The following is a 23,445-nucleotide window of genomic DNA, read 5'->3' on the forward strand; positions in this document are numbered from 1 at the left end:
ACCGTGCACAAACACAACAATGGACTGAAGACCGCAGCACTTTTCGGTGTGCTGTGGGCGGTGCTGTTGGGTTTGGGCGCCATTATTGGGGCCGGTACGCGCAGCACCACGCCCATCTGGATCTTTGCCCTGATCGGTATAGCCACCACCGCCTACGGATACTGGAACAGCGACAAAATCGCCATCCGCTCCATGGCCGCCTATCCGGTCACCGAAGCGCAAGCCCCGCAGCTGTATCAGATTGTCCGGGAGCTTTCGGTGCGAGCCAACAAGCCCATGCCGCGGATTTACCTCTCGCCCACCATGACGCCCAACGCCTTCGCTACTGGGCGCAGTCCCAAGAACGCCGCGGTCTGCTGCACCGAGGGAATCCTGCATGTCCTCGATGCCCGCGAACTACGGGGCGTCCTGGGGCATGAGCTCATGCACGTGTACAACCGGGACATCCTGACGTCGTCTGTGGCGGCCGCTGTTGCGGGCGTGATCACGTCCGTGGGGCAGATGTTGTTGTTCTTCGGCGGCGGGGATCGGCGCAACGCCAACCCGATCGCGATGATCGCCATGGCACTGCTGGCACCTTTCGCGGCCTCGCTGATCCAGATGGCGATCTCCCGCACCCGCGAGTACGACGCCGACGAGGACGGTGCCGAGCTGACCGGCGATCCGCTGGCCCTCGCCTCGGCGCTGCGCAAGATCGAATCGGGAGTCTCCCAGCTGCCGCTCCCACAGGATCAACGACTGGTGAATGCCTCCCACCTCATGATCGCGAACCCGTTCCGCGGCGGTGGCATGCGGCGTTTGTTCTCCACGCACCCGCCCATGAAGGAACGCATCACCAGGCTTGAGCGGATGGCTGGCCGGCCGCTCTCCTAAGGACGCCGCTTTCTTAAGGCCTGGAACGTCGTGAACCCGCTATTCCGTGGTTGGCCAACAACGGAATAGCGGGTTCACGACGTAATAGAGGAATCAGCCTAGGCGAAAAGTCCTTCGCCGATGAAGCCGCCCTGCTGGATCCCCGGAGGCACGGCAAAAAGGCCGGAGCCCGTGTGTTTCAGGTATTCCACGGAAAGGGTATCGCCCTTGGCCAGGGCCATCTGCATGGGAACGTAGTGGGTCCGCGGATCCTTGACGAACGCGATGAAGAACAGCCCGGCGTCCAAGTGCCCGAGTCCATCTGAGCCGTCAGTGAAGTTGTAGCCGCGGCGAAGCATCCGCACGCCCCCATTCTGGTCGGGGTGGGCCAGCCGGACGTGCGAGTCCAAGGGAATGAGTGGATCACCGTTGCGGCCAGCGAGCTTGAAATCGGGTGCCGTGAACTCTTCGCCACCGGACAACGGCGCTCCCACGCCCTTTGTCCGGCCGATCAGGCCTTCCTGTTCGCGCAGTGACGTCCGGTCCCAAATCTCGATGTGCATCTGGATCCTGCGCGCCACAAGGTAGCTGCCGCCCCTCATCCACTCTTCATTCGACGAAGCCGGGGAACGTACCCAGACATGCTCATCGAGGAGGGCGTTGTCCTCAACCTTGAGGTTGTTGGTGCCGTCCTTGAAGCCAAAGAGGTTGCGGGGCGTCACCTGGGCACGGGACGTGGAGGACGTGCGCCCAAAGCCCAATTGGGACCAGCGGACACGCACCTTTCCGAAGCCGATGCGCGCAAGGTTACGGATGGCGTGTACGGCTACTTGGGGGTCGTCGGCGCATGCCTGGACCACGATGTCGCCTCCGGTGCGGCCAGGTTGAAGGTCGTCACCCGGGAAGTGCGGGAGGTCGATCAAGGCTTCGGGCCTGCGTCCGTCCAAACCAAAGCGCACCTTGCCATTTTTCTCAAACAGCCCTGCGCCGAAACCGAAGGTCAACGTCAACTGCGCGGCGGCCAGGTCCAACGCCTCACCGGTGTCTTCCGGCGGGGCATCGTAAGGGCCATCGACGGCGCCAGTCGCACCCGTGGTGCGGCCCGCCGTCATGGCCTCAGCCGCAGCAGTCCAATCCTTCAAGAGCTTGATCAGCTCTTTCCGGTCCTCCGTGGTGACATCGAAGGCAGCCATGTGAAGGCGGTCCTGGGCCGGGGTGGTGATGCCAGCCTGGTGATCGCCGAAAAAGGGAACAACAGCATCCCCTGCGTCGGATTCCGCGGCCGATGCAGCACTGGCTGTGACTGCGTCGTGTCCCAGGAAGCCTGCGGCGATGCCAGCTACTGCGCCAGCGCCGCCCACTCCGGCCAGGGAAAGAAGGCCGCGGCGGGACAGACGGGAGGTGCCAGCGGTAGCCGAAGCACCGCCGTCGGAAGTCGCCGTGGAACGTACGACGCCGGTCGCCTCGCCTGGGCGGGCGGAATCGTTCACATTCACAGGCTGTCCGGCAGCTGGAGCCTCCGGGGCTTCGCCGGTGTGCCCGTAGGGGCAGCCGCTCACAGCACTACGGCCGAGGTGAGCTTGGACAGTGGTTCGCCCAAGGAATCGACCAGCGCGGCGAGCTGCTGGATCTGATCCTGGCTCAGCTCGTTGTAGTAGGAGAAGCCATCGCCCTTGGCGTGCTTCTTGAGTTCGGCCTGGAGGGCCGTGAACTTCTCGTCCAAGGACTTGGCAAGCTCGGCGTCTTTTTGCTCCAATGCCGGCTTCAGGCTCTCGAAGGCGATGCGGGCGCCGTCCACGTTGGCCTGGAAATCCCAAAGGTCGGTGTGGGACCAGATCTCTTCCTCGCCCGTCACCTTACCGGTAGCAACCTCATCGAGGAGCTCCTTGGCGCCGTTGCCCAGCTTGTCAGCCGTCAACTCCACTGTGCGGGTACGCGTTGCGAGGTCTGCAGTATCTGCAACGAGCTGAGTGGCAATCGCGGTACGTTCGGCCGACGTCATGGCGGTGTAGTCCGCAGGCGGGAACAAGTCCTTCTCCGCGCGGTGCCATCCGGTCCATTCCTGGCCGGGCTCCAGATCAGCCTCGCGTGCATCCAGCTTGGGATCGAGATCGCCAAACGATTCCGCAACGGGCTCGATCCGTTCCCAGTGCATACGGGTCGCGGCATAGAGCTCACGGGCCTTGGCGGCGTCACCGGCTGCAAAGGCGTCTGCAAAGGCCTTGGTGCCCGTGACGAGTTGCTCCGTTTGATCCTTCACATAGGCGGCGTACTGCTGGGAACCGGTCTCAAGGAGTTTTTGGAAATCAGCGTCCGCGCTCGGCTTGTTTCCGGATTCCGTGACCTCGAACGAAGCCCGGATGCCGTCGCCCTGCATACCGGGCTTGCAAGCGGTGTTGTACTTGCCTGCAGGAGCGGTGACCACCAGGTTCCGGGTAATTCCAGGCCCGATGTTCTCCACTTCGCCGATGATCCGCAAACCGTCCTCGGCCAGCAGGTAGAACTCCGTGACCTCGGTGCCTTCGTTCTTCACGGCAAACGTCAGGTTGCCGCTGGGCGCAGTAACTGCAGAGACCTTGCATTCATTCGCTGTGCTGCTGACCTGGATCGGCCCGTCGGTGGCCGCCGCGGTTTTCGCATTGTCAGTGCAGCCCACCAGAACCATGGGGACGGCCGCAGCCACGCCGATGACGGTGAGGGTCCTGCGAAGCTTCGGGGAAGTGGACGTGGACAGGAACGTGCCAAGCATGGGGGTCCTTTGTGTTGGGGGAAGGCGCGGGGTGCGAGGGCTGCGCGCGAGTCGGGGTGGGTGTTGGAGAGGCTGAGGGTTCTTACTGCTGCAGGAGTCTTACTGCTGAACGGCGACTGCGGGCTTCGGGGCTGATGTCTTCGCTGCTGCCGCTGCAGGTTGGGAACGGTTGGACCGGATGTACAGGAACAGGACAGGGATGACATACAGCAGCCAGGCTGCTGCTTCCAGCCACGTGGTGGCCGGGGAGAAGTTGAGTGTGCCCTTCAGCAAGGTTCCGTACCAGGACGACGGCGGAACGGCGGCTGAGAGGTCGAAGGCCAGGCTGTGCAGGCCCGGAAGGATGCCGGCTTCCTGGAGATCGTGGATGCCATAAGCAAGGACGCCGCCGGCAATGACGATGAGTCCCACTCCCGTCCAAGTGAAGAAGCGGCCCAGGTTGACCTTGAGGACGCCCCGGTGGAGCAGGTATCCGAGTCCGGCAGCTGTAAGGAGGCCAAGCAGGGCACCGAGGAGGGGGAACGTGGTTTCGCCGGTGGCTTGCGCTGCCGCCCAAATGAACAGTGCCGTTTCGAGTCCTTCGCGGCCCACGGCCAGTGCCGCAACCAGCACAAGGCCCCATGCGGCGCCGTCGGCTGCTTTGTCCACGTGGGACCTGAGGTCGCTTCCGAGGCTGCGGGCGGTGCGCGCCATCCAGAAGACCATCCAGGTCACGAGTCCTACGGCAACAATGGACAGCCCTCCGCCGATCGCTTCCTGGGCCTCGAAGGTGAGGCCCCGCGGGCCGAAAGTAAGAAGGGCGCCGAAGGCGAGGGAGATGACAATGGCCAGCCCGACGCCGGTCCAGAGCCGGGGGAGCAGGGACTGCCGGCCGGTCTTGATGAGGTAGGCCATCAGGAGGACCACGATGAGCGAGGCCTCGAGGCCTTCACGCAGGCCTATCAGGAAGTTGGCGGTCATGTGCGTTTCTTTCACTCAGGGGAGCCATACTTAGGCTTGCCTAATGAAGAAGAATACTGCCATGGGGTGATTACGCAAAAACTTTGTGCCCTAATGTCTGCGGCCATTACGACAATCGATGTAGCCAGCCCGTAAAAAACCGGGGTCCAGCGCCCTGACCGGCGCCGGACCCCGGCTTTTATGACGCTGGCGGTGCAGCGTCGGCAGCCTAGCTGCGGAAGTTCACGAACTGCAGGTCTGCCTCTTCGAACTTCTTGAGGATGTTCATGGTTTCCTGCAGGTCATCGCGGGACTTGGAGGTGACGCGAAGTTCGTCGCCCTGGATCTGGGACTTGACGGACTTGGGGGCTTCGTCGCGGATGATCTTGTTGATCTTCTTGGCGATGTCCTGCGCGATGCCCTCCTTGATGGTGCACTCCAGCCGGAATTCCTTGCCGGAGGGGTAAGGCTCGCCCTGGTCCAGGGACTTCAGGGAGATGCCACGCTTGATGAGCTTGGACTGGAAGACGTCCAGGACGGCGAGGACGCGATCCTCCGAGTTGGCTTTCATCAGGATCTTTTCACCGCTGAAGTCAATCTCCGCGCCGACTCCCTTGAAGTCGTAGCGCTGGGCGATTTCCTTCTGGGACTGGTTGAGCGCGTTGGCGACCTCTTGCTTGTCTACCTTGCTGACGACGTCGAATGTTGATTCGCCTGCCATGACTCTCCTTAGGTTGGGGGCCCGGTAAGGGCGGTTTGTCTGCCATCCAGCCTAGTACGGAAGGCGCGGGATGGGGCCGTGGATAACTTTCACAGTTCGCTCACAGCACATGCTTGGTTGGAACCGAGGTGGATGTTTGAGAGTTGTACCAGTTGGAAGAGCCCACCCACGGAGGTAAGCATGAGCCACAAGGCCGTCCACTACGTCACAAAATCCGCATCCGCGGCAGCTGGTTCGATCGGTACGGCAGCGGCGGCCGCGGCGAGTGCGGTGGCAGCGGTGACCGTGGCGGCGTCGATCGTCCTGAGCCCGGTGCCGGATGCGGCTTCGCGTATGGACGGCGTGCACGCCGATTTGCTGCGTGCAGTGGAGCTCAACCAAATCACGGCAGAGCAAGCAGAAAAGTTTGAAGCGAAACTGGCTGGCCGGATCCTCGGAGAAGCCTGAAATACCGGCCATTCCGGCGTGTCCGCCCTCGATTAGATTCTTGGCGAGAAGTTCTGTAAGGTTGTCTCTGCCTTCGGTTACCGGATCGAAAGAAACGGTCTCCGGAAGTGATCTTCTTTTGAAGTTCGGCAGATTACCCGAGCGGCCAAAGGGGGCTGACTGTAAATCAGCTGGCAACGCCTACGGGGGTTCGAATCCCTCATCTGCCACCCAAAGGGAAATCCCCGGAACCATCAGGTTCCGGGGATTTTTCGCGTTCCAGCTCTGCGCTCTCCCGAAGCTCTGCGATCTCACGCCTCAGCGCTGCAATTTCAGTGACTAGGTCTGCCAATTCAGCGCGGACCGGTTCTTCGGCGGCTGCTGCTTTGGTTTCGGCGGCCGCCGCGACATCCTCCGCGTTTTCCTCGATTCGTTGCACCAGCCACGAGGCAATAGAGGCCGTCACAATACCCAGGACGGCAATCCCGCTCATCATGAGCGCTGCCGCCACAACCCTGCCGATAGGGGTGACAGGGTAGAGGTCTCCATAGCCAACAGTGGTGATGGTCGTAATAGCCCACCAAGCGGCGTCTCCGAACGTCAGGATCTTGGCGTCGGGCGCATTCTGCTCTACGTCAAGCACTGCCAGGGCGCCGATGAGCACCAACATGGCAGCCGAGCCAGCAACATACGTGGCAACGCGTCCGCGCAGGGTTTCTCCGACAGTGCGTTGCAAAACGGACAGGAGCGTGACAAGCCGAAGAAGCCGGAGTGGCCGGAAGAAGGGGAGCAGGACGATGAGGAGTTCATGCAGGTTCCAAATGAACCATCGCCCCCGGTCCTCGGCCAGCCATAGGTTGGCGAAGTAGTCCAGCGCGAAAATCCCCCAGGTGATCCAGAGGATTATTTCGAAGGGCAGGCCAGCCGCGCCGTCCACGCGTCCTACAACCTGCCAGGCATAGGCCGTGAGGAAAGCAAGTGCTGTCCCCATGAGGGGCCATTCGACGAGGTCCCGGTATCGCGCTTGAGTCATACGGGAATCCTAGCCACAGCCACAATGCACGCCACTGGAAAATGATCAGACGGTGGGAGTCTCCAGCCAGTATCCGTCCATGTGGTGAACCAGTTGCCGGCCCAAACCGCCCTTGAGCTGTACCCAGAGTGTGCTGTGGTCATCGGTCATGCCGTCGATGGTTCCTTCGATGCGGTTGCCCCGGGCGTCCCGGAGCACGACGTCCTGGTGCCGGGCGAGGTCAGGCCAGACGTCTGCGTACGGCTTGGTGGTTTGCAGAGTGCTCAAAGGGATCCCCCTGGGTGTGAGTCGGTGTTTCCGGGTTTCAGACATTGTGCACGGGATGGATGAACTGGCGGTAAACGTTTGTGCAATCGTTGGACATAAAGCGCTGGATGTATTAAAGCTGCGCCAACACCGTGTCCACTATGCGGTCTGTCTATTCCCACCGAAGTTACTCGCGGGTAACATTGCTCGCATGCATTTGCTTCTCCGTACCCTCATGCTGCTGTTCACCTCCTCCAAGCGTTCACCCTTGGGTGCTTGGGAAACGTCCTCGCTGCCCCTGCGGGTTCTGCCGACCGACATCGACATCGCGATGCACGTGAACAACGGCATGTATTTCTCCTTGATGGACCTTGGCCGTTTCGACCTCATGGTTCGCAGCGGTATCTGGAGAAAGATGCGCAGGCGCGCCTGGAGTCCTGTGGCTGCCGGGGAGACCATCGCTTTCCGCAAGTCATTGCAACTCTGGCAGCGCTACACCATCGAAACGCGCATCATCGGGCTGGACACCAAAGCCATCTACTTTGAGCAGCGCATGGTGGTGGACGGTGAGATCTACGCTCGCGCCCACATCGCAACCCGCCTGGTGAACAAAGGGAAGCCGGTGACGCAGGAAGAGATCATTGCTGAGTTCGGTGCGCCCCCGGCTGACTTGGAATTGCCGGAGTGGATCCATGAGTGGCGCGAAAACAATGCGCTCCCAGGAGCCCGCCGGCCAGCTCCGCACGTGTGGGCTTAGGGGAACTCAAACACCTACGTCCCGCCGCTGGAGTGCAACCGCGCCCAGGGCGATAAGCGCCGCGGAGATACCCAGCAAGCCCGCGGCGGCTCCCCAATCAGCACCGTTCGTTACCGGTGAATTACCGTAAGCCCAGTGGTACGGCGAAAGGTTCAGCAGCCAGTCGACGTCGGGGCTTTGCCGCCCAACAGCGTTGAAGACATAGCCGAGGACGGCGACGGCGGCACCCGCCGCAATCGCATAAACCTTCCGTCCTGTCAGCGCACCTACGCACAGCGCCGCTGTTCCGCTCAGCAGTGCCAAAGCCGCAAACAGCACTACCGCACCGAAGAGATGCCCGACGTCGATATCCAGTTTCGAGGGCCCGTTCAGCACCAGCACCAGCAGGAAGACCAAGGCCGAAAGGATCGCGACGCGCACCACGAGTGCCAGGGCGCGTTCAAGGACCACCTGGATTCGGGTCACGCTATGGGCCAAAGTCAATTCCAGCAGCCCCGACTCCTCGTCCGCGCCCACTGCGGCCGCGCCCCAACCCACGGACGCCATGGACATCAGCAGGAAACCGATCAACCCGAACAGGGTGGCCTGTGTGTAGCCAGGTCCGGTGGCTATCTGGTCATAGTTCAGGGCCTTGGTCATCTCCTGGGGGAGTGCGTCGATCATTTGCTGCATTTGCGCGCTGCCCCCGATGGACGGATAAAGGGGCAGGTACAGCATGATCGCAGCCGTCAGTCCCAAGGCCCACGCGAGAGTGGACCGCCACGAGTCTGTCAAGGCTTTAGTGAAGAGGGGGAGGAACCTAGGCATGGTGTGCTCCTTCCGTGTGGCTCACGGATTTGTGCCCGTTTCCGTTTCCGTTGCCCAGATAACGCCCCGTGTAGAGAGTCAGCACGGCTTCCTCCAAATCCGGTTCCTCCAGGACGAGGTCTGTGAGGTTCAGCCGCGCCAGCTCCTGCACCAGTGGCTGGACCTGACCCGAAAGTGTCGCCGTCGCTTCGACGGCGGCTTCCGCTGCGCCGTCACCAGGAAGCTCCCGCAGCACAACATTGGCGACGCCCGGCACCCGCGCCAGCAGCGCGCCGACGTCGTGCGTTTCTGCGCCGGCCGCGTTGAACCGCAACTGCCGTACGGCCGCGTTCCTCAAGGCCTCAACGGTGGATATCGTCACGATGCCGCCGTCGCGGAGGATGGCCACGGCGTCGGCGGCCTGCTGGACCTCGCTCAGTACGTGTGAGCTGAGGAAGACCGTTGCGCCATCGTCCACCACTTCGCGGACCAGTGAATGGAACTCCTGTTGGACCAAGGGATCCAGGCCACTGGTTGGTTCATCGAGCACCAGGAGCTCAGGGCGGTGCATGAACGCCTGCAGGAGGCCGAGCTTCTGCTTGTTCCCTTTGGAGAGCTTGCGGGTTTGCCGGTCCAGATCCAGATCCAGCCGCTCTGCCAACTCGTTGACATATTTGGGCTGTACCGGGCCGCTGATGGCCGCAAAGTGTTCAAGCATGCGTCGGCCCGTGGTTCGGTTCTCCAAGTGGAGTTCGCCAGGGAGGTAACCGATCCTGCGGCGCAGTCCGGTTCCGGCGCGGCGTGGATCCTGCCCCAACACTGAAATGGTTCCCGCGCTTGGCCGGATAATATCCAGCAGGCAGCGCATGGTGGTGGTTTTGCCCGCTCCGTTCGGTCCAATAACGCCGAAGACCGTTCCGGGTTCAACGGCGAAATCGAGTCCGTGGAGGACCTCGCGCTGGTCGAACTTCTTGCGCAACCCTTCGACGACGATTGCCTGGGTCACGGGGCATGCTCCCTTCCTTGGTTGATGGTGTCTTGCTGCAGGGCGTCGCGGGCCGCGTCCAGGAACCGCGAATCGGCGTAGAAGCCGTTGGTGTAGATGTCCAGCGCGGGGATGGTCAGTTGCCGCAGCAATTCGGGTCCTATGCCGTGCGGTTCTGTTACGTCCGCTCCCAGCGCCCGTGAGAGGTGCCTGCCCAGCATGAGCATTGAGAGGCTGTTTGATGCGACGACGACGGCGGTGGACCGGACGTCGCCGAAGTCGCGGATGGTGCCGGCGGCGATCCCGGCCTCGATGATGTCCTGCGTCTGGCGCACCACGGCGTCGAAGAATGCGTCCCCGGCCTCGGATTCGTCGCCCAGGGAGCGGCGAATGTAGGCGATCTCATCGGCGTACTGGTCCGGGTGGTTGAGGTAGTCCTGGATCAATTGACGTGCGGTGGCAGGGTCTGTTTTCTCCCTGCCCTGGCTGGCGGTCTGCGCGAGGACATGCTGGTCGCATGCTTCGCGCAGACCTGCCTTGCTGCCGAAATGGTGGATCACCAGGCCAGGGCTGACCCCCGCTGCAGAGGCGACCGCGCGGACGGTAGCAGGGCCGAAACCATCGCGGCCGAACAGTCCGATGGCGGCATCACGGATCCTTGCACGGGTGGTTAGATCCTCTGCGGTTAAACGCATGTTTCATACACTAAACACTTGTTCAATCGCTGGCAAGAGGTAGGGATTCACCCCAGGGATGCGAGCCTGCTTGCGCGGACTTCGGCATCTTCGCATAGAGAATTACGGCTCGATTCAGGCGCCCGGCAAGTGGATGATGCCCAGTTGCTGCATCAGCGCGAGGTCGTCGCGATCGGACCAATGCTCCACGATCCTGCCGTCCTGAATTCTGTGGATGGCGACGGCGGTTTCGTCCAGTTGAGCGCCTGTAGCAGGCAGTGGACCAGGCAACTCGCCTTCGTGTCGACCATGGGCGGTCAGTCTGGTGACTACCTTGTCGCCTTCGCAGATCTGATCCTCGATAACGTGATGTCCCGGCGTAGCTTTGAGGAAAATGCGGAAGGCCTCCTTCAGGCCCTCCCGTCCTGCCGAGAGCCCGGGGAACGGAGGGTGATGGTCCAGGTAGTCTTCGGCAACCAGGTCATCCATCGCTTCGATGTTGCCGGCATCGATCGCTTCGTAGAAGCGCCTAACCAGCGCTTTGTTATCCTCAGGCTCCACGTTCATCCCTTCATTGAATGCGTGGCCGCCAGGCAAGAACTGGTCAGGGCAGGCAACGCAACCCGTCCCCACGTCACCATGGGAGGCAAGTCTAGGACGAAGGCTCCGGCGATGACAGGCCTTCCCGTGACTCAGCGAAACGGTGCCCACCGGCCGGGGAACATAACGATGTGACACCAAACGCTGAGTCGTCGCCGTCTGAAGTACCGCCGTCGAAGATACTGGCTTGACTGTCTTCGTGGGGGAGCAGTGACGGGGCCTTGGGGTCCGAAGATGCAGGGGTAGATAAGTGGGTTGTGCGGGGTCGGCTTCGTCGTCGAAGAAAAGCAAAATCGCCGGATCAGTGGCGGTGCTGCTGTTGGTCCTTGGCCTGTTCGGAACCGGGTTACCGGTGCAAGCTGCCCCATCGGGGAGCATCCAGCATGAGACTTCCACCCCTCCCGTCGCAGGCGCCATCGGACAGCTTTACAGCACCAGCACTTGGGCCCGAAGCGTTCTGATCCGGCCCACGGCAGCGGAGGAATGCTCCAGCACCGGCTGCGTGCAACGGTTCGTCGGTGGCGATATCGCTTGGTCGGCCCGCACGGGAGCGCGTGTGGTGGTCAATGGGCCGGTCCGCAACGCTTGGTGGGAAGCCGATGGCCCCGCGGGCTATCACGGCTATCCCACAACAGACACTCTAAGCGGCCTGCGCAATGGTGGTTCCAAGCAACTCTTCGAAAGAGGAGCGATCAGTTTCTCGGCAGCTACTGGTGCCCAACGCACAACGGGGTCCATCCACTTGGCGTGGGGGAGAGCGGGTTTTGAGGCTGGTTTCCTCGGGTACCCGGCTGGCAGTGAACGCACAGGACTGCCCGACGGCGGTGCCTACCAGCTCTTCGAGCACGGCTTTATCGTATGGTCCCCGGCGACTGGGGCACATCCCTCCATGGGCGCCATACGTGAACGGTGGCGCCAATCGGGGCTGGAAAACGGCGAGTTTGGGTATCCCACTACGGATGAAGCGACGGGCCTGCGAAACGGTGGCTCGTCACAGCAGTACCAGCGTGGAACCATCATCTGGTCAGCCGCCACCGGCGCGAGGGCCCTGACGGGAGCTATCCGGAGCTACTGGTCCGCGACTGGAGGCCAGAACGGTGCCCTGGGATATCCGGTCAGCGAGGAATACCGGCAAAACGACTTCGTCTACCAACTCTTCCAGGGCGGCACGGTCTATTGGTCGGCGGCAACGGGTGCGCATTCGACCACCCACGGTGACGTCCACAACCGCTACGTTTCCCTGGGTGGAGCTGCCGGACAATTGGGCTTGCCCCTCACGGACAAACTTCCGCGGGCCGGGGGCCTGGTGCAGCAGTTCGTCAACGGCTGGCTTGTTTGGGGGCCTGCAACGGGAGCGCGGATTGTGGGGCACTCCACGTACAAAGTGTGGTCCATCAATCCGGGCGAATTCGGCTGGCCGGTGCGCGATACCTGGTCCGATGCCAGAGGTTCGCACGTCGCCTTCCAAAAGTTGGAAACCATCTGGAACGATTCCACGCAGGAGTTGTATTCAGCCGAAGCAGTGGACGCCTCCACGGTGGTCTTCCTTGGAGACTCGCAGCTGGATCTTGACTCATGGGGCGAACAGGGTGCCCGGGCCGCTGGCTACACCCACCAAGTGGTCCGGAGCATCGGTGGGATCGGATACGTTTCGGGCAGCCCCGCGGTCGGTGGGAATTCAGCGACCGATGCCGTGCTCCTGGACCGGATCCTCCTGCCCCAAGGCAACCCTGGGCTGGTGGTGGTGACGCTTGGCGGGAACGACGCCCGGATTTTTGCCACCGATGCCGCGATCCTGTCCCAAGCCAACCGGTTGTGGGATGAACTGCGCCGTAAATATCCCCGCAGCACGATCCTTATCACTGGTGTTCTTTCCCGCTATGACGCCAGCCATTTCCAGCGCCGATGGGTGGACGGGCTCCTGACCCGCGAAGCTGCTGTCCGGGGCTGGCCACGCATCTCGATGGCCGGCACAGCAACTATCGCCGGGGCCACCTGGAACTATCTGGATGATGTGCACCTGAACCAAACCGGACACAACAAGGTGGCTCCGCTCTACGCGTCCGCGCTCAAGTACGTCCTGGCCAAGTAGCCGTTTATTCCCGGTGACGCGGGAAGCGAACAACGGCCCTCTCCACGGGACTTAGCGAGCGGGGTCGCGTACCGTGGAAACATGGCTACAGTTGACATCACTGGAGAACAGTTCGCATCGACCATCGAAGGCAATGACATTGTCCTGGTGGATTTCTGGGCTGCCTGGTGCGCCCCGTGCCGCCAGTTTGCGCCCACTTATGGGGCAGCTTCCGAGAAGCACCCGGATGTGGTCTTCGCCAAAGTGGACACCGAGGCTGAGCAGCAGCTCGCCGCCGAAGCCGGGATTACGTCCATCCCGACGCTCATGGCCTTCCGCGAGAAAGTGCTTGTCTTCTCTCAGCCGGGTGCCCTCAACGGCCCGCAGCTGGAGCAGGTTATTGAGGCCGTGAAGGGCCTGGACATGGAAGAAGTCCACGCCCATGTGGCCAAGGCACGTGCCGAGGCCCAGGAAAGCTAGACCCATCCGGCGAAATCGCCGGACGCACATCGAGGCCGCCGGAAAGTTCCGGCGGCCTCGATGGTTTAAGGCGTTCCCGCACTCTTGCGGCGATTTCGCTGAGCTGGTGCTGGGAGAGGCTACAGGCGTTCGAGCTTGACCGGCTCAGCCAGCAAGGCGCTGAGGGACTCGTTCAGGTCCTGGACGGCAATACCCTTGGAGTGCTTCTCCAGAGCCTCTTCAGACTCCCAGCGCTCGGTGAGCACCAGCTTCTCCTCAGTGGCTTCGGTCAGTTCATAACGGATGCAGCCGGGCTCATTGACGACCTCGTCGATCGCGATTTCCAAGGCGAGCTTCACGCGGAAGAATTCGCCGTCGTTGGGGATGAACGTGGCCTGCAGGTCGATGGGTGCACTCATGGATCCAACCCTACCGGGAGGACACGGAGACGATTGTCCACTTTACGGTTCTGTTGCGCGGACTGTCTTGGTAGCGTTCGGTCATGTTGTCCTACACCGCCGGAGACACTGACGTCCCGCTGCTCGAAGAGACCATCGGTGCCAATTTTGAACGCATCGCAGCGCAGTTTCCGCTCAGGGACGCGCTGATCGAAGCCGCTGCCACACCAGGCGGGGACGCCCGTCGGTGGAGCTACGAAAAACTAAACGACGACGTCGATCACCTCGCCCGCGCGCTCCTCGCCCTGGGTGTGGAGAAAGGCGAGCGCATCGGCATCTGGAGCCCCAACTGTGCCGAATGGACCATCCTGCAGTACGCCACGGCCAAGATCGGGGCCGTGCTGGTCAACGTCAACCCGGCTTATCGCAGACACGAACTGGAGTTCGTGGTCAAGCAGAACGGCATGCGGATGCTCGTGGCTGCGCCCTCCGATAAGAACAGCGATTACGTGGGTATGGCCAGGGAGACGGCGGGTACGTGCCCCGAACTCAGGGAGATCGTCTTCCTCCCCGGAGACCCGGTTGCGGGCCTCTCAGCCGGTGTCCCCGAGGCCGGCCACGAACTGACGTACGCCGAGCTCCTGACCCGGGCGGACGGCGTCGGGCCTTCTGCACTACGGGACCGCATGGCCGAAGTGGATCCGCACGATGCCATCAACCTTCAATACACATCAGGCACCACGGGCTTCCCGAAGGGTGCGACCCTCACGCACCACAACATCCTCAACAACGGTCACTCGATCGGCCGCCTCCTGGGCTACACGGAACAGGACCGCGTGGTGATTCCGGTGCCGTTCTACCACTGCTTCGGAATGGTGATCGGCAACCTGAATGCCCTGAGTTTCGGCGCGGCAACCATCATCCCAAGCAGGGGATTCAACCCTTCTGCGGCGTTGGAAGCCGTGCAGGACTTTGGCGGCACATCGCTTTATGGCGTGCCCACCATGTTCATTGCCGAACTCGCGCTGCCCGACTTCGCCACGTTCGATCTCTCCACGCTCAGGACTGGCGTCATGGCGGGGTCGTTGTGCCCCATTGAGGTGATGCGCCGGGTCATCGATGAGATGCATATGGTGGACGTGGCCATTTGCTATGGCATGACTGAGACGTCGCCGGTGTCCACCATGACCCGGGCGGGGGACACTTTGGAGCACCGGACCAGCACAGTGGGCAGGACCATGCCGCACCTTGAAAGCCGGATCGTGGATCCGGGTACGGGCGAAGTGGTGGAGCGCGGCGTCATTGGCGAGCTGTGCACGCGCGGCTACGCGGTGATGCAGGGCTACTGGGGACAGCCGGACAAGACCGCCGAGGCCATTGACGCTGACGGCTGGATGCACACGGGCGACCTCGCTCGAATGGACGAGGATGGGTATCTGGTGATCGAAGGCCGGATCAAGGACATGGTGATCCGCGGTGGCGAGAACATTTATCCCCGCGAGATCGAGGAGTTCCTGTATCTGCATCCCTCCATCCAGGACGTGCAGATAATTGGTGTTCCGGACGCCAAATATGGGGAGGAGCTCATGGCCTGCATCATCCTCAAACCGGGGGCGGAAACCCTGACCGCGGAGGACATCGCCGAGTACTGCAAGGGCAAGCTTGCCCACTACAAGATTCCGAAATACGTGGATGTCCGCGAGAGCTTCCCGATGACCGTCTCGGGCAAGGTCCGGAAGGTGGATATGCGCCAGGAAGCCGTTTCCCGCCTGCACCTCTAGTGGGCGCGGTGATCCTGGACGGTCATCCGTGGGCCGAAAGCAGGCTTCCGGAAGCCGCTCAAATACAGCATCCGCACCAGCCGCTGTCTCTGTCCCCGCCAAGGTTCCAGCAGTTCCAGCATGCCGGCGTCGTCAATCTTCCGTCCCAGCAACGCATAGCCCACGTAAGAGGCCAGGTGGTAGTCGCCCACGGAAATCGAATCCGGGCAGCCGTGGGTACGTTGGACCACTTCGGCAGCAGTCCAAACGCCGACGCCGGGAATGGTCTGCAGTTTGGCTCCGGCACGCGCTGGGTCAAGGCCAGCCAAACGTTCAAGCGCGACGGCGGATTGCAGCGCCCGCATCACTGTCGCCGAGCGTTGTGGCCCGACTCCCGCCTTATGCCACTCCCAGGACGGAACGGCCAACCATTGCCGCGCCGTGGGAGGTACGAGGAGTCCCGAGGGAGCCACCCTGCCGGGGGCTTTGGTTCCGAAGCGGTACATCAAGTACCGGTAGCCACGCCTTGCCTCCAAGGTGGTGACCTTTTGCTCCAGGATGGTGGGCACCAGCGAGTCAACCAGCCGCCCGGTGGAGGGTAGCCGCAGTGCCAGGTTCCGGCGTCGTGCTTCAGTGACCAGGCGCGGGAGCGTTGCATGGAAGCCAGGTTCGTCAAACGCGGACCAGTCGTCATCAGCACCGAGCAGGCGGGGAACACCGGCAACGGCGTCTTCCGCACCGGGCCCCCAGGCCTGGGCATCAACGAACGTATCCTTGCCCAGTCCACCCTCGGAGAGCCGCAGGGTGACAGCTCCTGAAGGTGTGGTGAAGGCCATCCAGAAACCGTTGGGATGGGCCGCGAAAGAGGGGTCGGCATTGCCCCGCATCAGGGGAAACATGGTTTGGTCGAGCCTGTAGGAGGCGCCGGGGTGCCATCGTATGGAAGCGTCTGCCGCGGCCGCAACAAGGGGCGGGGCGTCTGCGATGGTCATATTTTCATGGTCCCACGGCTGGCTGACAATTCACTCCTTGTAAGCCTCTTACGGCGGCCGCTTCACGGGTCTAGACTCCCTGATGTGGCGCGGATGGGCCGCGTCCGAAGCCCAAAATCCAGGAGCGCAAACCATGGCCGGAATAGTGCATTTCGAGATTCCCACGGATGACAACCAGAGGGCCAACACTTTTTACCAAAGTGCTTTCGGCTGGAATCTCAGCCCTATGCAGGAAATGGATTACACGATCGCCATCACTACTCCATCCGATGAAGAGACCGGCAGGCCCAGCGAACCCGGAGCCATCAATGGTGCGCTGTTTCCACGCACAGACAACCTGAAAAATCCCATCCTCACCATCGATGTGGACGATGTGGATGCCGCCCTCGGCCAGGTGGAATCCGCCGGTGGCTCCATCGTTCAAGGTAAGGACGCCGTCCCCGGCATGGGCTGGTACGCCTACTTCAAAGACACCGAGGGCAACATCCTGGGCCTCTGGCAAACCGACTCCTCCGCCGGGAAGTGATGCTCCGCAAGTGAGGCACGGCAGGGCGGAGTACGGGCAGGCGGTAACTTTGTACCTATGAAGTACGCCCAGTCCGTGTTGGACCTCATCGGCAATACGCCGCTCATCAAGCTCAACCACGTAACGGACGGAATCAAAGCCACCGTCCTGGTCAAGCTCGAGTACGTCAATCCCGGCGGATCCATCAAGGACCGCATCGCCGTGAAGATGATCGAAGAAGCGGAAAAGGACGGGCGGCTGCAGCCAGGCGGGACCATCGTTGAACCGACGTCGGGGAACACCGGAGTCGGCTTGGCGCTCGTAGCCCAGCAAAAGGGCTACAAATGCGTCTTCGTGGTGCCTGACAAGGTGGGCGAAGACAAACGGGCGGTCTTGGCCGCGTATGGTGCCGAAGTTGTAGTGACACCCACAGCTGTTGCCCCCGACAGCCCGCAAAGCTACTACGGCGTCTCAGATCGCCTGGTCAAGGAAATTCCCGGCGCCTTCAAGCCGGACCAGTTCTCCAACCCCGCAGCCCCGGACAGCCACTTCGAGTCAACAGGACCGGAGATCTGGCGCGATACTGACGGCAGGGTGACGCACGTGGTCATCGGCGCTGGAACCGGCGGCACCATCACCGGCACGGGCCGCTTCCTGAAGGAAGTCTCGGCAGACAGGCCTGCGTCCGACGGCGGCCGGGTCAAGGTCATCGGCGCGGATCCGGAAGGTTCTGTGTACTCAGGCGGCACCGGACGCCCGTACTTCGTTGAGGGCGTTGGCGAGGACATGTGGCCCGCAAACTACGACAAAACGGTGCCGGACCAGGTCATTGCCGTCTCGGATGCCGATTCGTTCGCCATGACCCGCCGCCTGGCACGCGAGGAGGGCCTCCTGGTGGGCGGCTCCTCCGGCATGGCCGTGGTCGCCGCACTTCAGGCCGCCAAGGACCTGGACGAGTCCGCGGTGGTTGTGGTGATCCTCCCGGATTCGGGCCGCGGCTATCTTGCCAAGATCTTCAATGATCAATGGATGCGCTCCTACGGCTTCCTTTCCGGCGGCGAAGAGTCGTCCGTGGGCGAGGTGCTGAAGTCCAAGACTGGCGAGATGCCGGACCTGGTCCACATCCACCCGAACGAGACTGTTCGAGACGTCATCAACATCATGAACGAGTTCGGCGTCTCACACATCCCGGTCCTCTCGCAGGAACCGCCTGTGGTCATGGGTGAGGTCCTGGGCGCAGTTGATGAGCGCAGCCTCACCACCAAGCTGTTCCGCGGCGAAGCCAAACTCACGGACAAGATCGCCGAACACATGGGGGAGCGCCTGCCCGTTATCGGATCGCTGGAGAGCATCTCCGCGGCGCGCGAGCTTTTGTCCGACGTCGATACTGTCATGGTCACGTTCGTGGGGGCGCCCGTGGGCATCTTGACCCGCCACGACCTCCTGGCCTACCTGAGCAACTGAGCGCCACGCGCCCACTTCCAACCGTTGAACACTGAAAGAGGAGCTTCCATGTCCGTCAACAACAACGCCGGGTTCAACACGAGGGCCGTCCACGCGGGCCAGGCCTTCGAACCCCGGACAGGCGCTGTGGTGCCGCCTCTGCACTTCAGCTCAACCTACGCCCAGGACGGAATTGGCGGCCTGCGTTCAGGCTACGAATACGGCCGCGGCGGCAACCCCACGCGTGACTCCCTGCAGGAACAGCTGGCGGCCCTCGAGGGTGGCTCCGCCGCGTTTTCGTTCGGCTCTGGCCTTGCTGCCGAAGACTCGCTGATCCGCGCTGTGGCTCGCCCCGGGGACCACATCGTCCTGGGCAACGACGCCTACGGCGGCACTTACCGCCTCATCGACCGCGTGCTCGGCGACTGGGGCATCGGCAACACTCCTGTTGACATGTCCGATCTCGATGCTGTGGCACGTGCCGTTGCAGCGAACAAGACGCGCATGGTGTGGGTGGAAACCCCGTCCAACCCCCTGATGAAGATCACCGATATTGCGGCGCTCGCCGCAATAGCGCACGACGCCGGTGCCCTCCTGGTGGTCGACAACACCTTCGCCTCTCCCTACTTGCAGACCCCGCTGGACCTGGGTGCCGACGTCGTGATCCACTCCACCACCAAGTACATCGGTGGCCACTCGGACGTGGTGGGCGGCGCGATCGTGGTCAACGATGCCGAACTCGCCGAGAAGATCGGCTTCATCCAGTTCGCCGTTGGTGCCGTATCCGGACCGATGGATGCTTTCCTCACCACGCGGGGCCTCAAGACCCTGGGCGTGCGCATGGACCGGCACAGCGAGAACGGCCAGGCCGTGGCCGAATGGTTGCTGCAGCGCCCCGAAGTTGAAGCCGTGTTGTACCCGGGCCTCCCGGACCACCCCGGCCACGAACTCGCTGCCAAGCAGATGAAGAAGTTCGGCGGCATGGTCTCTGTCCAGTTCAAGGGCGGTGAGGCCGCGGCCCGTACAGTTGCCGAGTCCACCTCGATCTTCACGCTGGCAGAATCATTGGGCGGAATCGAATCCCTCATGAACTACCCCTCGGAGATGACACACGCCTCCGTCAAGGGAACCGAACTGGCCGTTCCCGTGAACCTCTTGCGTCTCTCCTGCGGTATCGAGGAGTCCGAGGATCTGATTGCGGACCTTGAGCAGGCCTTCGCCAAGATCAGCAACGGCTGACACAGTGGCTTCTTCTTCACCCACGGTTGTTTCGGCTGCCCAGCGCGGCTGGATCCTGACCGTCGCAGGCGTGCTGACCCTCGCCGTCGCCGTTTGGTTCCTCTACACGGACTACCAGCCGTTCCTGAACGACTTCGAAGTCTATTTCTACGGCGGCGGTAAGGTTCTCCAAGGCGGGGACCTGTATGCCGTGCGCGACGGCCTTCCTTTTACTTACCCGCCGTTCGCGGCCCTGCTCTTTGCCGGCCTGGCAGCAATGGGTTTCTTCGCCAGCAGCATGGTCTTCATCATCGCCGCCTTGGCAGGTGCCGCAGTGGTGGCTGCCTGGTTGGCACGCCACTATTTCGGTCTGAAGGCGTGGCGTTCAGCATTCGCCGACTATCGCTTCAGGACCACGGCTTTAGTGGGAACGGGAGCCATCCTGCTCCTCGGCCCGTGGCGGGATACGTTCGTTTTCGGCCAGATCAACATCATCCTGATGGGCGTGATCCTGGCGGACTTCGCGCTCTACGGCAAAGCACGGGCAGGCCTCATCAGGTGGCCCGCAGGACTCTTGATTGGCCTGGCTGCGGGCGTGAAGCTCACGCCGCTGGCGTTCGGACTGTATTTCCTGGTCCGCCGTGACTTCAAGGCCCTGGCACGGATGGCCGCTGGATTCTTCGGATCCATCGCCCTCGCATGGGTCCTCCTGCCGCAAGCATCCTTGGCATTCTGGACGCAGATCCTCCCCGATACAGGGCGCATCGGTGGTCCGGCCTACGTGGACAACCTGTCCGTCAAGGGGCTGCTCCTGCACTTCGGCATGCCGGATTCTTCTCTCACCAGCGTGGTGTGGATGGTTCTTTCCCTGGGACTCGCGGTCCTTGCAGCAAAGATCATTAAGTGGGCCGTGGACGTGGACGAAAACTTCATCGCCGTCTCGGCCACCGCCATCCTGATGCTCCTGATCAGCCCCGTCTCCTGGTCCCACCACTGGGTCTGGGTGGCAGTAGCCCTGCCCAGCATGGCCTTCGCGATGCATCGGGTGCCGTCCCGCAGCGGGCGGATGCGCACGGCAGGATGGACCATCGTGGCCTGTTCCACGGTTGCCTTCTATATGACGCCAAAGAACCTTGCCGTGTGGGCCGGTGCCGCCGAGTGGGGCAAGGACCCCCAGACGCAATGGCAGCTGATGGTTTCAAGCCTCGGTGTGGTGTGCGGAATCGCGCTGTTGGTCTACTGGGCCCTGGCTTACCGGCCGTCGCGCACGGGCCTCGTTGCTACCGGGATTCGAGCCGGAGTCGCAGGGTCCCACGGCATCAGGGGAGGCCATCCCCGCTCTTAGGGATTGCGCACCCACGCATTCGGGGCGGCCGCCCTGGAGCCGCGGAGTCCCGCCCTTGTTCGCTCTCTTCACCGTTCTGCGTTAAGTGGGACGAACAAGAGCGGGATTCTTCAAAGCGGCGGGGTCCTGCTAGCCCGAGACACCTTCCCGGCCGTCTTCCTCACGGCCGGTTAGGCGCCTGCGGAAGGAAGCATCCTCGGGTGAGGTGACCCGAAGGTCGTACCAACCCTGCAGGGTCTCCCAACCGATCTTCCTGTTCTGCCCTGGCTTGAGCTTCACCGTGTCATTGCCGTCCGCATACTGCAGGGACTCAAGCCGAAGCGTGACGGTTGCCGCGCCGTTGTTGCGTACTTCCAGTTCCACCGCTTTGTTACCGCGCTGACCGTTCACGGTGACATCGACGCCGGCTGCAACACCCGCCGTCGAGCCTTTCAGCTCGTAGTGGTAGCGGTTTGGGCCGGTGACGACGACGTCGAATTCGCCGGACGGGACGGGAAGCTCCACCTTCTGGTTGCCCCGCACGTCCAGATGCCGGGGTTCGGTGACTTCGCCGGTGTAGCCATAAATGGTGAAGTGGGTGGACCGGGTGCCGCTGTTTGCCAAGGCCAGGGTGATTTTTCCTGGCTGAACCGCGGCTGACACCTGGGGCCGGTATGGCAGCGGTCGGGCCGGGCGGCTTCCGGGCTCCTGGATGGGGGCCACCTGGACCGCCGGCGGGTTCGGTCGCCACCTGCTGATCCTGGCAGGCACAGCGCCGGGATGGTCCAAAACCGGGGGAGTCCCCGGGGAATCGAAGTTGAAGACGCCTGTCAGGTCCCCACAGACTTCACGGCGCCAGGGCGAGATGTTGGGCTCTTCAACCCCGGTCCAGCGTTCCAGGAAGCGGAGCACGGAGGTGTGGTCGAAGACTTCGGAGCTGACATAGCCGCCCACGGTCCACGGGGAAACGATGGTCATGGGGACGCGCGGGCCCAAACCGATGGGGCGTGCCGTGGTCCAGTCGGTGGACTCTCCCGACTCCGGTCGTGGTTGGACCGGCGGTGGTACATGATCGAAGTAGCCATCGTTCTCGTCGAAGTTGAGGAAGATCGCGGTGGTGTCCCACGTATCCGGGTTGCTGGCCACGGTGTCCAGCAGCCTGTACACGAAGTTTGCGCTGCCCACTGGCGTGGATGCTCCCGGGTGCTCGGAGTCCGTCGCCGAGGGAACCAGCCAGCTGACTTGAGGCAAGGTGCCATCTTTGATGTCCGTGCCCAGGCGCTCCAGCAGGGTGTTGGGTCGCCCACGCCACATTGCTTTGTCGAAGAGGGCTTTCTCGGACTCGCTGAGCGAAGCCCGGCCCTGCTCCAGCTGGGCAAGAAGCCGGTCTTGCTCAGCAGGGGCCTTGCCAGCCAGCTTGTCGTAGAACTCCTCTGTGGTGTTCAGGTTGCCCTCTACTGAGGCCAGCATCTTCCTGCCGATTGCCTTGAAGGTTTGGAAGTACTCCACGGCGTTGTCCGTGAAATTGTCCCAGTCTTGATAGATCTTCCAGGAAACCCCGGACTGCTCCAGACGCTCGGGGTAGGTGGTCCAGTCGTAGCCGCCGTGGGTATAGCCGTAGGCCGCGTTGGTCACGGCCCGCTTGGTGCTTCCTGGCTCGTTGCCCGTGGTGCCGCTCCAGAGGTAGTTGCGGTTGGGATTGGTGGATCCGTTCACGGAGCAGTGGTAGGCATCGCAGATGGTGAACGTGTCCGCGAGTTCGTACTGCAGTGGAATGTCTGCACGTTCGTAGAACGTCATGGTTGAGGCGCTCTTGGCAGGAATCCACTTATCGCACCAGCCGTTGTTCCACGCCGTCGTAGTGCCGGTGAAGGAGTGATCAAGATCGCCCAGGTACTGGATGTCGGAGCCAGGGCGGCCGGCGAGCTCCGCTGCTTTGCGGAGGGAGAACGGCAGGACGGTTTCCCCTGTAGCCCTGGGTTGCTCGAACATCGACTTCCCGTTGGGCAGGCGCGTCACGGACTTATCCCCGTAGCCCCGGACGCCCCGCAGGGAGCCAAAGTAGTGGTCGAAGGAGCGGTTTTCCTGCATCAGCACAATCACGTGCTTGATGGATTGAAGGTTTCCCGGTGGGACAGGCTTGGCCATTGCCGCCTGCACGGATGGAGGCAGCAGGGAGCCCGTGGCCGCAAGCGCCGTCGCTGCGGCCGCGGTGCCCAGGAAGCCGCGACGGGAAAGCCCGGAAGCGCTGATGAAACGATTAACCTGCTCAGGGGTATTCGAGGACATTCAGGGTGCCTTTCGTGGTCAGAGTTGACGCAGCCAGCCTAGGCAGTCCCGGTAAACCAGTGATGAAACTACGGCAAACCAGTGGGGCGTGTCCCGAAGATCACATGCGGTGGTCTTCGGGGGGCGACCATGAAGGGCGGCCAACGAGGAAGAGCGGGGCTTCCTGACCTTCTTTGCCACGAACGTGGGGGCAGATCAATCAAAATTGGGTGCGCTCG

At 62.5% G+C, this 23,445-nt stretch carries 23 protein-coding genes and 1 tRNA gene; 11 read left to right on the forward strand and 13 right to left on the reverse strand.

The window, feature by feature from the left end:
• Nucleotides 1-3: 3 nt before the first annotated feature.
• Nucleotides 4-873: a zinc metalloprotease HtpX gene (gene htpX / locus ABIE18_RS13920; protein WP_499723350.1), complete on the forward strand. Its 870-nt coding sequence runs from the start codon at nt 4-6 to the stop codon at nt 871-873.
• Between the two features lie 98 nt (nt 874-971).
• On the opposite strand, the gene efeB is transcribed toward htpX, so the two are convergent.
• From efeB to ABIE18_RS13940, 4 genes are all read right to left on the reverse strand, one after another.
• On the reverse strand, nt 972-2,411 hold the full coding sequence (gene efeB, locus ABIE18_RS13925; protein ID WP_499723351.1) for an iron uptake transporter deferrochelatase/peroxidase subunit: 1,440 nt from the start codon (nt 2,409-2,411) through the stop codon (nt 972-974).
• A complete protein-coding gene (efeO, locus tag ABIE18_RS13930; RefSeq protein ID WP_499723352.1) occupies nt 2,408-3,601 on the reverse strand; it encodes an iron uptake system protein EfeO in 1,194 nt (397 codons plus the stop codon). Before efeO ends, efeB begins: the two co-directional genes overlap by 4 nt.
• Before the next feature lie 99 nt (nt 3,602-3,700).
• On the reverse strand, nt 3,701-4,561 hold the full coding sequence (efeU, locus tag ABIE18_RS13935) for an iron uptake transporter permease EfeU (protein ID WP_499723353.1): 861 nt from the start codon (nt 4,559-4,561) through the stop codon (nt 3,701-3,703).
• 208 nt (nt 4,562-4,769) lie between these two features.
• A complete protein-coding gene (locus tag ABIE18_RS13940; RefSeq protein ID WP_018776783.1) occupies nt 4,770-5,261 on the reverse strand; it encodes a YajQ family cyclic di-GMP-binding protein in 492 nt (163 codons plus the stop codon).
• 180 nt (nt 5,262-5,441) lie between these two features.
• Here ABIE18_RS13940 and ABIE18_RS13945 point away from each other — a divergent pair, with 180 nt between their 5' ends.
• Both ABIE18_RS13945 and ABIE18_RS13950 read left to right on the forward strand, forming a co-directional pair.
• On the forward strand, nt 5,442-5,708 hold the full coding sequence (locus ABIE18_RS13945; RefSeq protein WP_442016455.1) for a hypothetical protein: 267 nt from the start codon (nt 5,442-5,444) through the stop codon (nt 5,706-5,708).
• Nucleotides 5,709-5,835: 127 nt separating this feature from the next.
• A tRNA-Tyr gene (locus tag ABIE18_RS13950) sits at nt 5,836-5,917 on the forward strand.
• Here ABIE18_RS13950 and ABIE18_RS13955 read toward each other — a convergent pair.
• A complete protein-coding gene (locus ABIE18_RS13955) occupies nt 5,908-6,720 on the reverse strand; it encodes a potassium channel family protein (protein ID WP_499723354.1) in 813 nt (270 codons plus the stop codon). The genes ABIE18_RS13950 and ABIE18_RS13955 overlap by 10 nt on opposite strands.
• A gap of 45 nt (nt 6,721-6,765) precedes the next feature.
• Nucleotides 6,766-6,987 (reverse strand): hypothetical protein, encoded by a 222-nt coding sequence (locus ABIE18_RS13960; protein ID WP_499723355.1) that lies wholly within the window; start codon nt 6,985-6,987, stop codon nt 6,766-6,768.
• A 190-nt stretch (nt 6,988-7,177) separates the two neighbouring features.
• Here ABIE18_RS13960 and ABIE18_RS13965 point away from each other — a divergent pair, with 190 nt between their 5' ends.
• The gene (locus ABIE18_RS13965) at nt 7,178-7,723 is read left to right on the forward strand and encodes an acyl-CoA thioesterase (RefSeq protein WP_499723356.1); all 546 of its coding nucleotides are present in this window, start codon (nt 7,178-7,180) and stop codon (nt 7,721-7,723) included.
• Between the two features lie 6 nt (nt 7,724-7,729).
• Here ABIE18_RS13965 and ABIE18_RS13970 read toward each other — a convergent pair whose 3' ends face one another.
• The 4 genes from ABIE18_RS13970 to ABIE18_RS13985 all read right to left on the reverse strand — a co-directional run bounded on the left by ABIE18_RS13970 (nt 7,730) and on the right by ABIE18_RS13985 (nt 10,729).
• The gene (locus tag ABIE18_RS13970; RefSeq protein ID WP_499723357.1) at nt 7,730-8,530 is read right to left on the reverse strand and encodes an ABC transporter permease subunit; all 801 of its coding nucleotides are present in this window, start codon (nt 8,528-8,530) and stop codon (nt 7,730-7,732) included.
• Nucleotides 8,523-9,515 carry an ABC transporter ATP-binding protein gene (locus ABIE18_RS13975; RefSeq protein WP_499723358.1) on the reverse strand — a complete coding sequence of 331 codons (993 nt, stop codon included), beginning with the start codon at nt 9,513-9,515 and terminating at the stop codon, nt 8,523-8,525. The genes ABIE18_RS13970 and ABIE18_RS13975 overlap by 8 nt, the downstream gene beginning before the upstream one ends.
• Entirely contained in the window at nt 9,512-10,189 is a 678-nt protein-coding gene (locus ABIE18_RS13980) for a TetR/AcrR family transcriptional regulator (RefSeq protein WP_499723359.1), read from the reverse strand. Before ABIE18_RS13980 ends, ABIE18_RS13975 begins: the two co-directional genes overlap by 4 nt.
• A 114-nt stretch (nt 10,190-10,303) precedes the next feature.
• Entirely contained in the window at nt 10,304-10,729 is a 426-nt protein-coding gene (locus ABIE18_RS13985; protein ID WP_477514660.1) for an ester cyclase, read from the reverse strand.
• Between the two features lie 343 nt (nt 10,730-11,072).
• Between ABIE18_RS13985 and ABIE18_RS13990 the strand changes: the two genes are divergently transcribed.
• Together ABIE18_RS13990 and ABIE18_RS13995 are read left to right on the forward strand one after the other, a co-directional pair.
• A complete protein-coding gene (locus ABIE18_RS13990; RefSeq protein WP_499723360.1) occupies nt 11,073-12,860 on the forward strand; it encodes an SGNH/GDSL hydrolase family protein in 1,788 nt (595 codons plus the stop codon).
• Between the two features lie 81 nt (nt 12,861-12,941).
• A complete protein-coding gene (locus tag ABIE18_RS13995) occupies nt 12,942-13,319 on the forward strand; it encodes a thioredoxin family protein (RefSeq protein ID WP_223946614.1) in 378 nt (125 codons plus the stop codon).
• A 119-nt stretch (nt 13,320-13,438) separates the two neighbouring features.
• Here the strand turns inward: ABIE18_RS13995 and ABIE18_RS14000 are convergent, their stop codons facing one another.
• A complete protein-coding gene (locus tag ABIE18_RS14000; RefSeq protein ID WP_216925016.1) occupies nt 13,439-13,717 on the reverse strand; it encodes a putative quinol monooxygenase in 279 nt (92 codons plus the stop codon).
• Between the two features lie 83 nt (nt 13,718-13,800).
• Between ABIE18_RS14000 and ABIE18_RS14005 the strand changes: the two genes are divergently transcribed.
• Nucleotides 13,801-15,477 (forward strand): AMP-binding protein, encoded by a 1,677-nt coding sequence (locus tag ABIE18_RS14005; RefSeq protein ID WP_499723361.1) that lies wholly within the window; start codon nt 13,801-13,803, stop codon nt 15,475-15,477.
• Here the strand turns inward: ABIE18_RS14005 and ABIE18_RS14010 are convergent.
• The gene (locus ABIE18_RS14010) at nt 15,474-16,448 is read right to left on the reverse strand and encodes a DNA-3-methyladenine glycosylase family protein (RefSeq protein ID WP_499723362.1); all 975 of its coding nucleotides are present in this window, start codon (nt 16,446-16,448) and stop codon (nt 15,474-15,476) included. The two genes, ABIE18_RS14005 and ABIE18_RS14010, sit on opposite strands and share 4 nt — an antisense overlap.
• A gap of 133 nt (nt 16,449-16,581) precedes the next feature.
• On the opposite strand from ABIE18_RS14010, the gene ABIE18_RS14015 reads away from it, so the two are divergent.
• The 4 genes from ABIE18_RS14015 to ABIE18_RS14030 are packed head-to-tail and all read left to right on the forward strand — an operon-like array spanning nt 16,582 to nt 20,959.
• The gene (locus ABIE18_RS14015; protein ID WP_499723363.1) at nt 16,582-16,974 is read left to right on the forward strand and encodes a VOC family protein; all 393 of its coding nucleotides are present in this window, start codon (nt 16,582-16,584) and stop codon (nt 16,972-16,974) included.
• Nucleotides 16,975-17,031: 57 nt separating this feature from the next.
• Nucleotides 17,032-18,417, forward strand: coding sequence for a cystathionine beta-synthase (locus ABIE18_RS14020; protein ID WP_499723364.1), 1,386 nt, complete (start codon nt 17,032-17,034; stop codon nt 18,415-18,417).
• Nucleotides 18,418-18,465: 48 nt separating this feature from the next.
• Nucleotides 18,466-19,635 carry a cystathionine gamma-synthase gene (locus ABIE18_RS14025; RefSeq protein WP_499723365.1) on the forward strand — a complete coding sequence of 390 codons (1,170 nt, stop codon included), beginning with the start codon at nt 18,466-18,468 and terminating at the stop codon, nt 19,633-19,635.
• Between the two features lie 4 nt (nt 19,636-19,639).
• On the forward strand, nt 19,640-20,959 hold the full coding sequence (locus tag ABIE18_RS14030) for a glycosyltransferase 87 family protein (RefSeq protein ID WP_499723366.1): 1,320 nt from the start codon (nt 19,640-19,642) through the stop codon (nt 20,957-20,959).
• 129 nt (nt 20,960-21,088) lie between these two features.
• Here the strand turns inward: ABIE18_RS14030 and ABIE18_RS14035 are convergent, their stop codons facing one another.
• Complete coding sequence (locus tag ABIE18_RS14035) at nt 21,089-23,227, reverse strand: phosphocholine-specific phospholipase C (RefSeq protein ID WP_499723367.1); 2,139 nt, start codon at nt 23,225-23,227, stop codon at nt 21,089-21,091.
• Nucleotides 23,228-23,445 lie beyond the last annotated feature (218 nt).

The sequence above is a fragment of the Arthrobacter sp. 2762 genome (assembly GCF_040548745.1).
In the GTDB taxonomy this organism is placed as follows: Bacteria; Actinomycetota; Actinomycetes; order Actinomycetales; family Micrococcaceae; genus Arthrobacter.

Excerpts from the sequence above, each read along its gene's own strand:
- ABIE18_RS13980 (WP_499723359.1), bottom strand. The coding sequence starts at position 10,189 with ATGCGTTTAACCGCAGAGGATCTAACCACCCGTGCAAGGATCCGTGAT.
- ABIE18_RS14005 (WP_499723361.1), top strand. The coding sequence starts at position 13,801 with ATGTTGTCCTACACCGCCGGAGACACTGACGTCCCGCTGCTCGAAGAG.
- ABIE18_RS13945 (WP_442016455.1), top strand. The coding sequence starts at position 5,442 with ATGAGCCACAAGGCCGTCCACTACGTCACAAAATCCGCATCCGCGGCA.
- ABIE18_RS14000 (WP_216925016.1), bottom strand. The coding sequence starts at position 13,717 with ATGAGTGCACCCATCGACCTGCAGGCCACGTTCATCCCCAACGACGGC.
- ABIE18_RS14025 (WP_499723365.1), top strand. The coding sequence starts at position 18,466 with ATGTCCGTCAACAACAACGCCGGGTTCAACACGAGGGCCGTCCACGCG.
- ABIE18_RS13970 (WP_499723357.1), bottom strand. The coding sequence starts at position 8,530 with ATGCCTAGGTTCCTCCCCCTCTTCACTAAAGCCTTGACAGACTCGTGG.
- ABIE18_RS14035 (WP_499723367.1), bottom strand. The coding sequence starts at position 23,227 with ATGTCCTCGAATACCCCTGAGCAGGTTAATCGTTTCATCAGCGCTTCC.
- ABIE18_RS14015 (WP_499723363.1), top strand. The coding sequence starts at position 16,582 with ATGGCCGGAATAGTGCATTTCGAGATTCCCACGGATGACAACCAGAGG.
- ABIE18_RS13955 (WP_499723354.1), bottom strand. The coding sequence starts at position 6,720 with ATGACTCAAGCGCGATACCGGGACCTCGTCGAATGGCCCCTCATGGGG.
- efeO (WP_499723352.1), bottom strand. The coding sequence starts at position 3,601 with ATGCTTGGCACGTTCCTGTCCACGTCCACTTCCCCGAAGCTTCGCAGG.
- ABIE18_RS13995 (WP_223946614.1), top strand. The coding sequence starts at position 12,942 with ATGGCTACAGTTGACATCACTGGAGAACAGTTCGCATCGACCATCGAA.
- ABIE18_RS13940 (WP_018776783.1), bottom strand. The coding sequence starts at position 5,261 with ATGGCAGGCGAATCAACATTCGACGTCGTCAGCAAGGTAGACAAGCAA.
- ABIE18_RS14010 (WP_499723362.1), bottom strand. The coding sequence starts at position 16,448 with ATGACCATCGCAGACGCCCCGCCCCTTGTTGCGGCCGCGGCAGACGCT.
- ABIE18_RS13965 (WP_499723356.1), top strand. The coding sequence starts at position 7,178 with ATGCATTTGCTTCTCCGTACCCTCATGCTGCTGTTCACCTCCTCCAAG.
- efeU (WP_499723353.1), bottom strand. The coding sequence starts at position 4,561 with ATGACCGCCAACTTCCTGATAGGCCTGCGTGAAGGCCTCGAGGCCTCG.
- ABIE18_RS14020 (WP_499723364.1), top strand. The coding sequence starts at position 17,032 with ATGAAGTACGCCCAGTCCGTGTTGGACCTCATCGGCAATACGCCGCTC.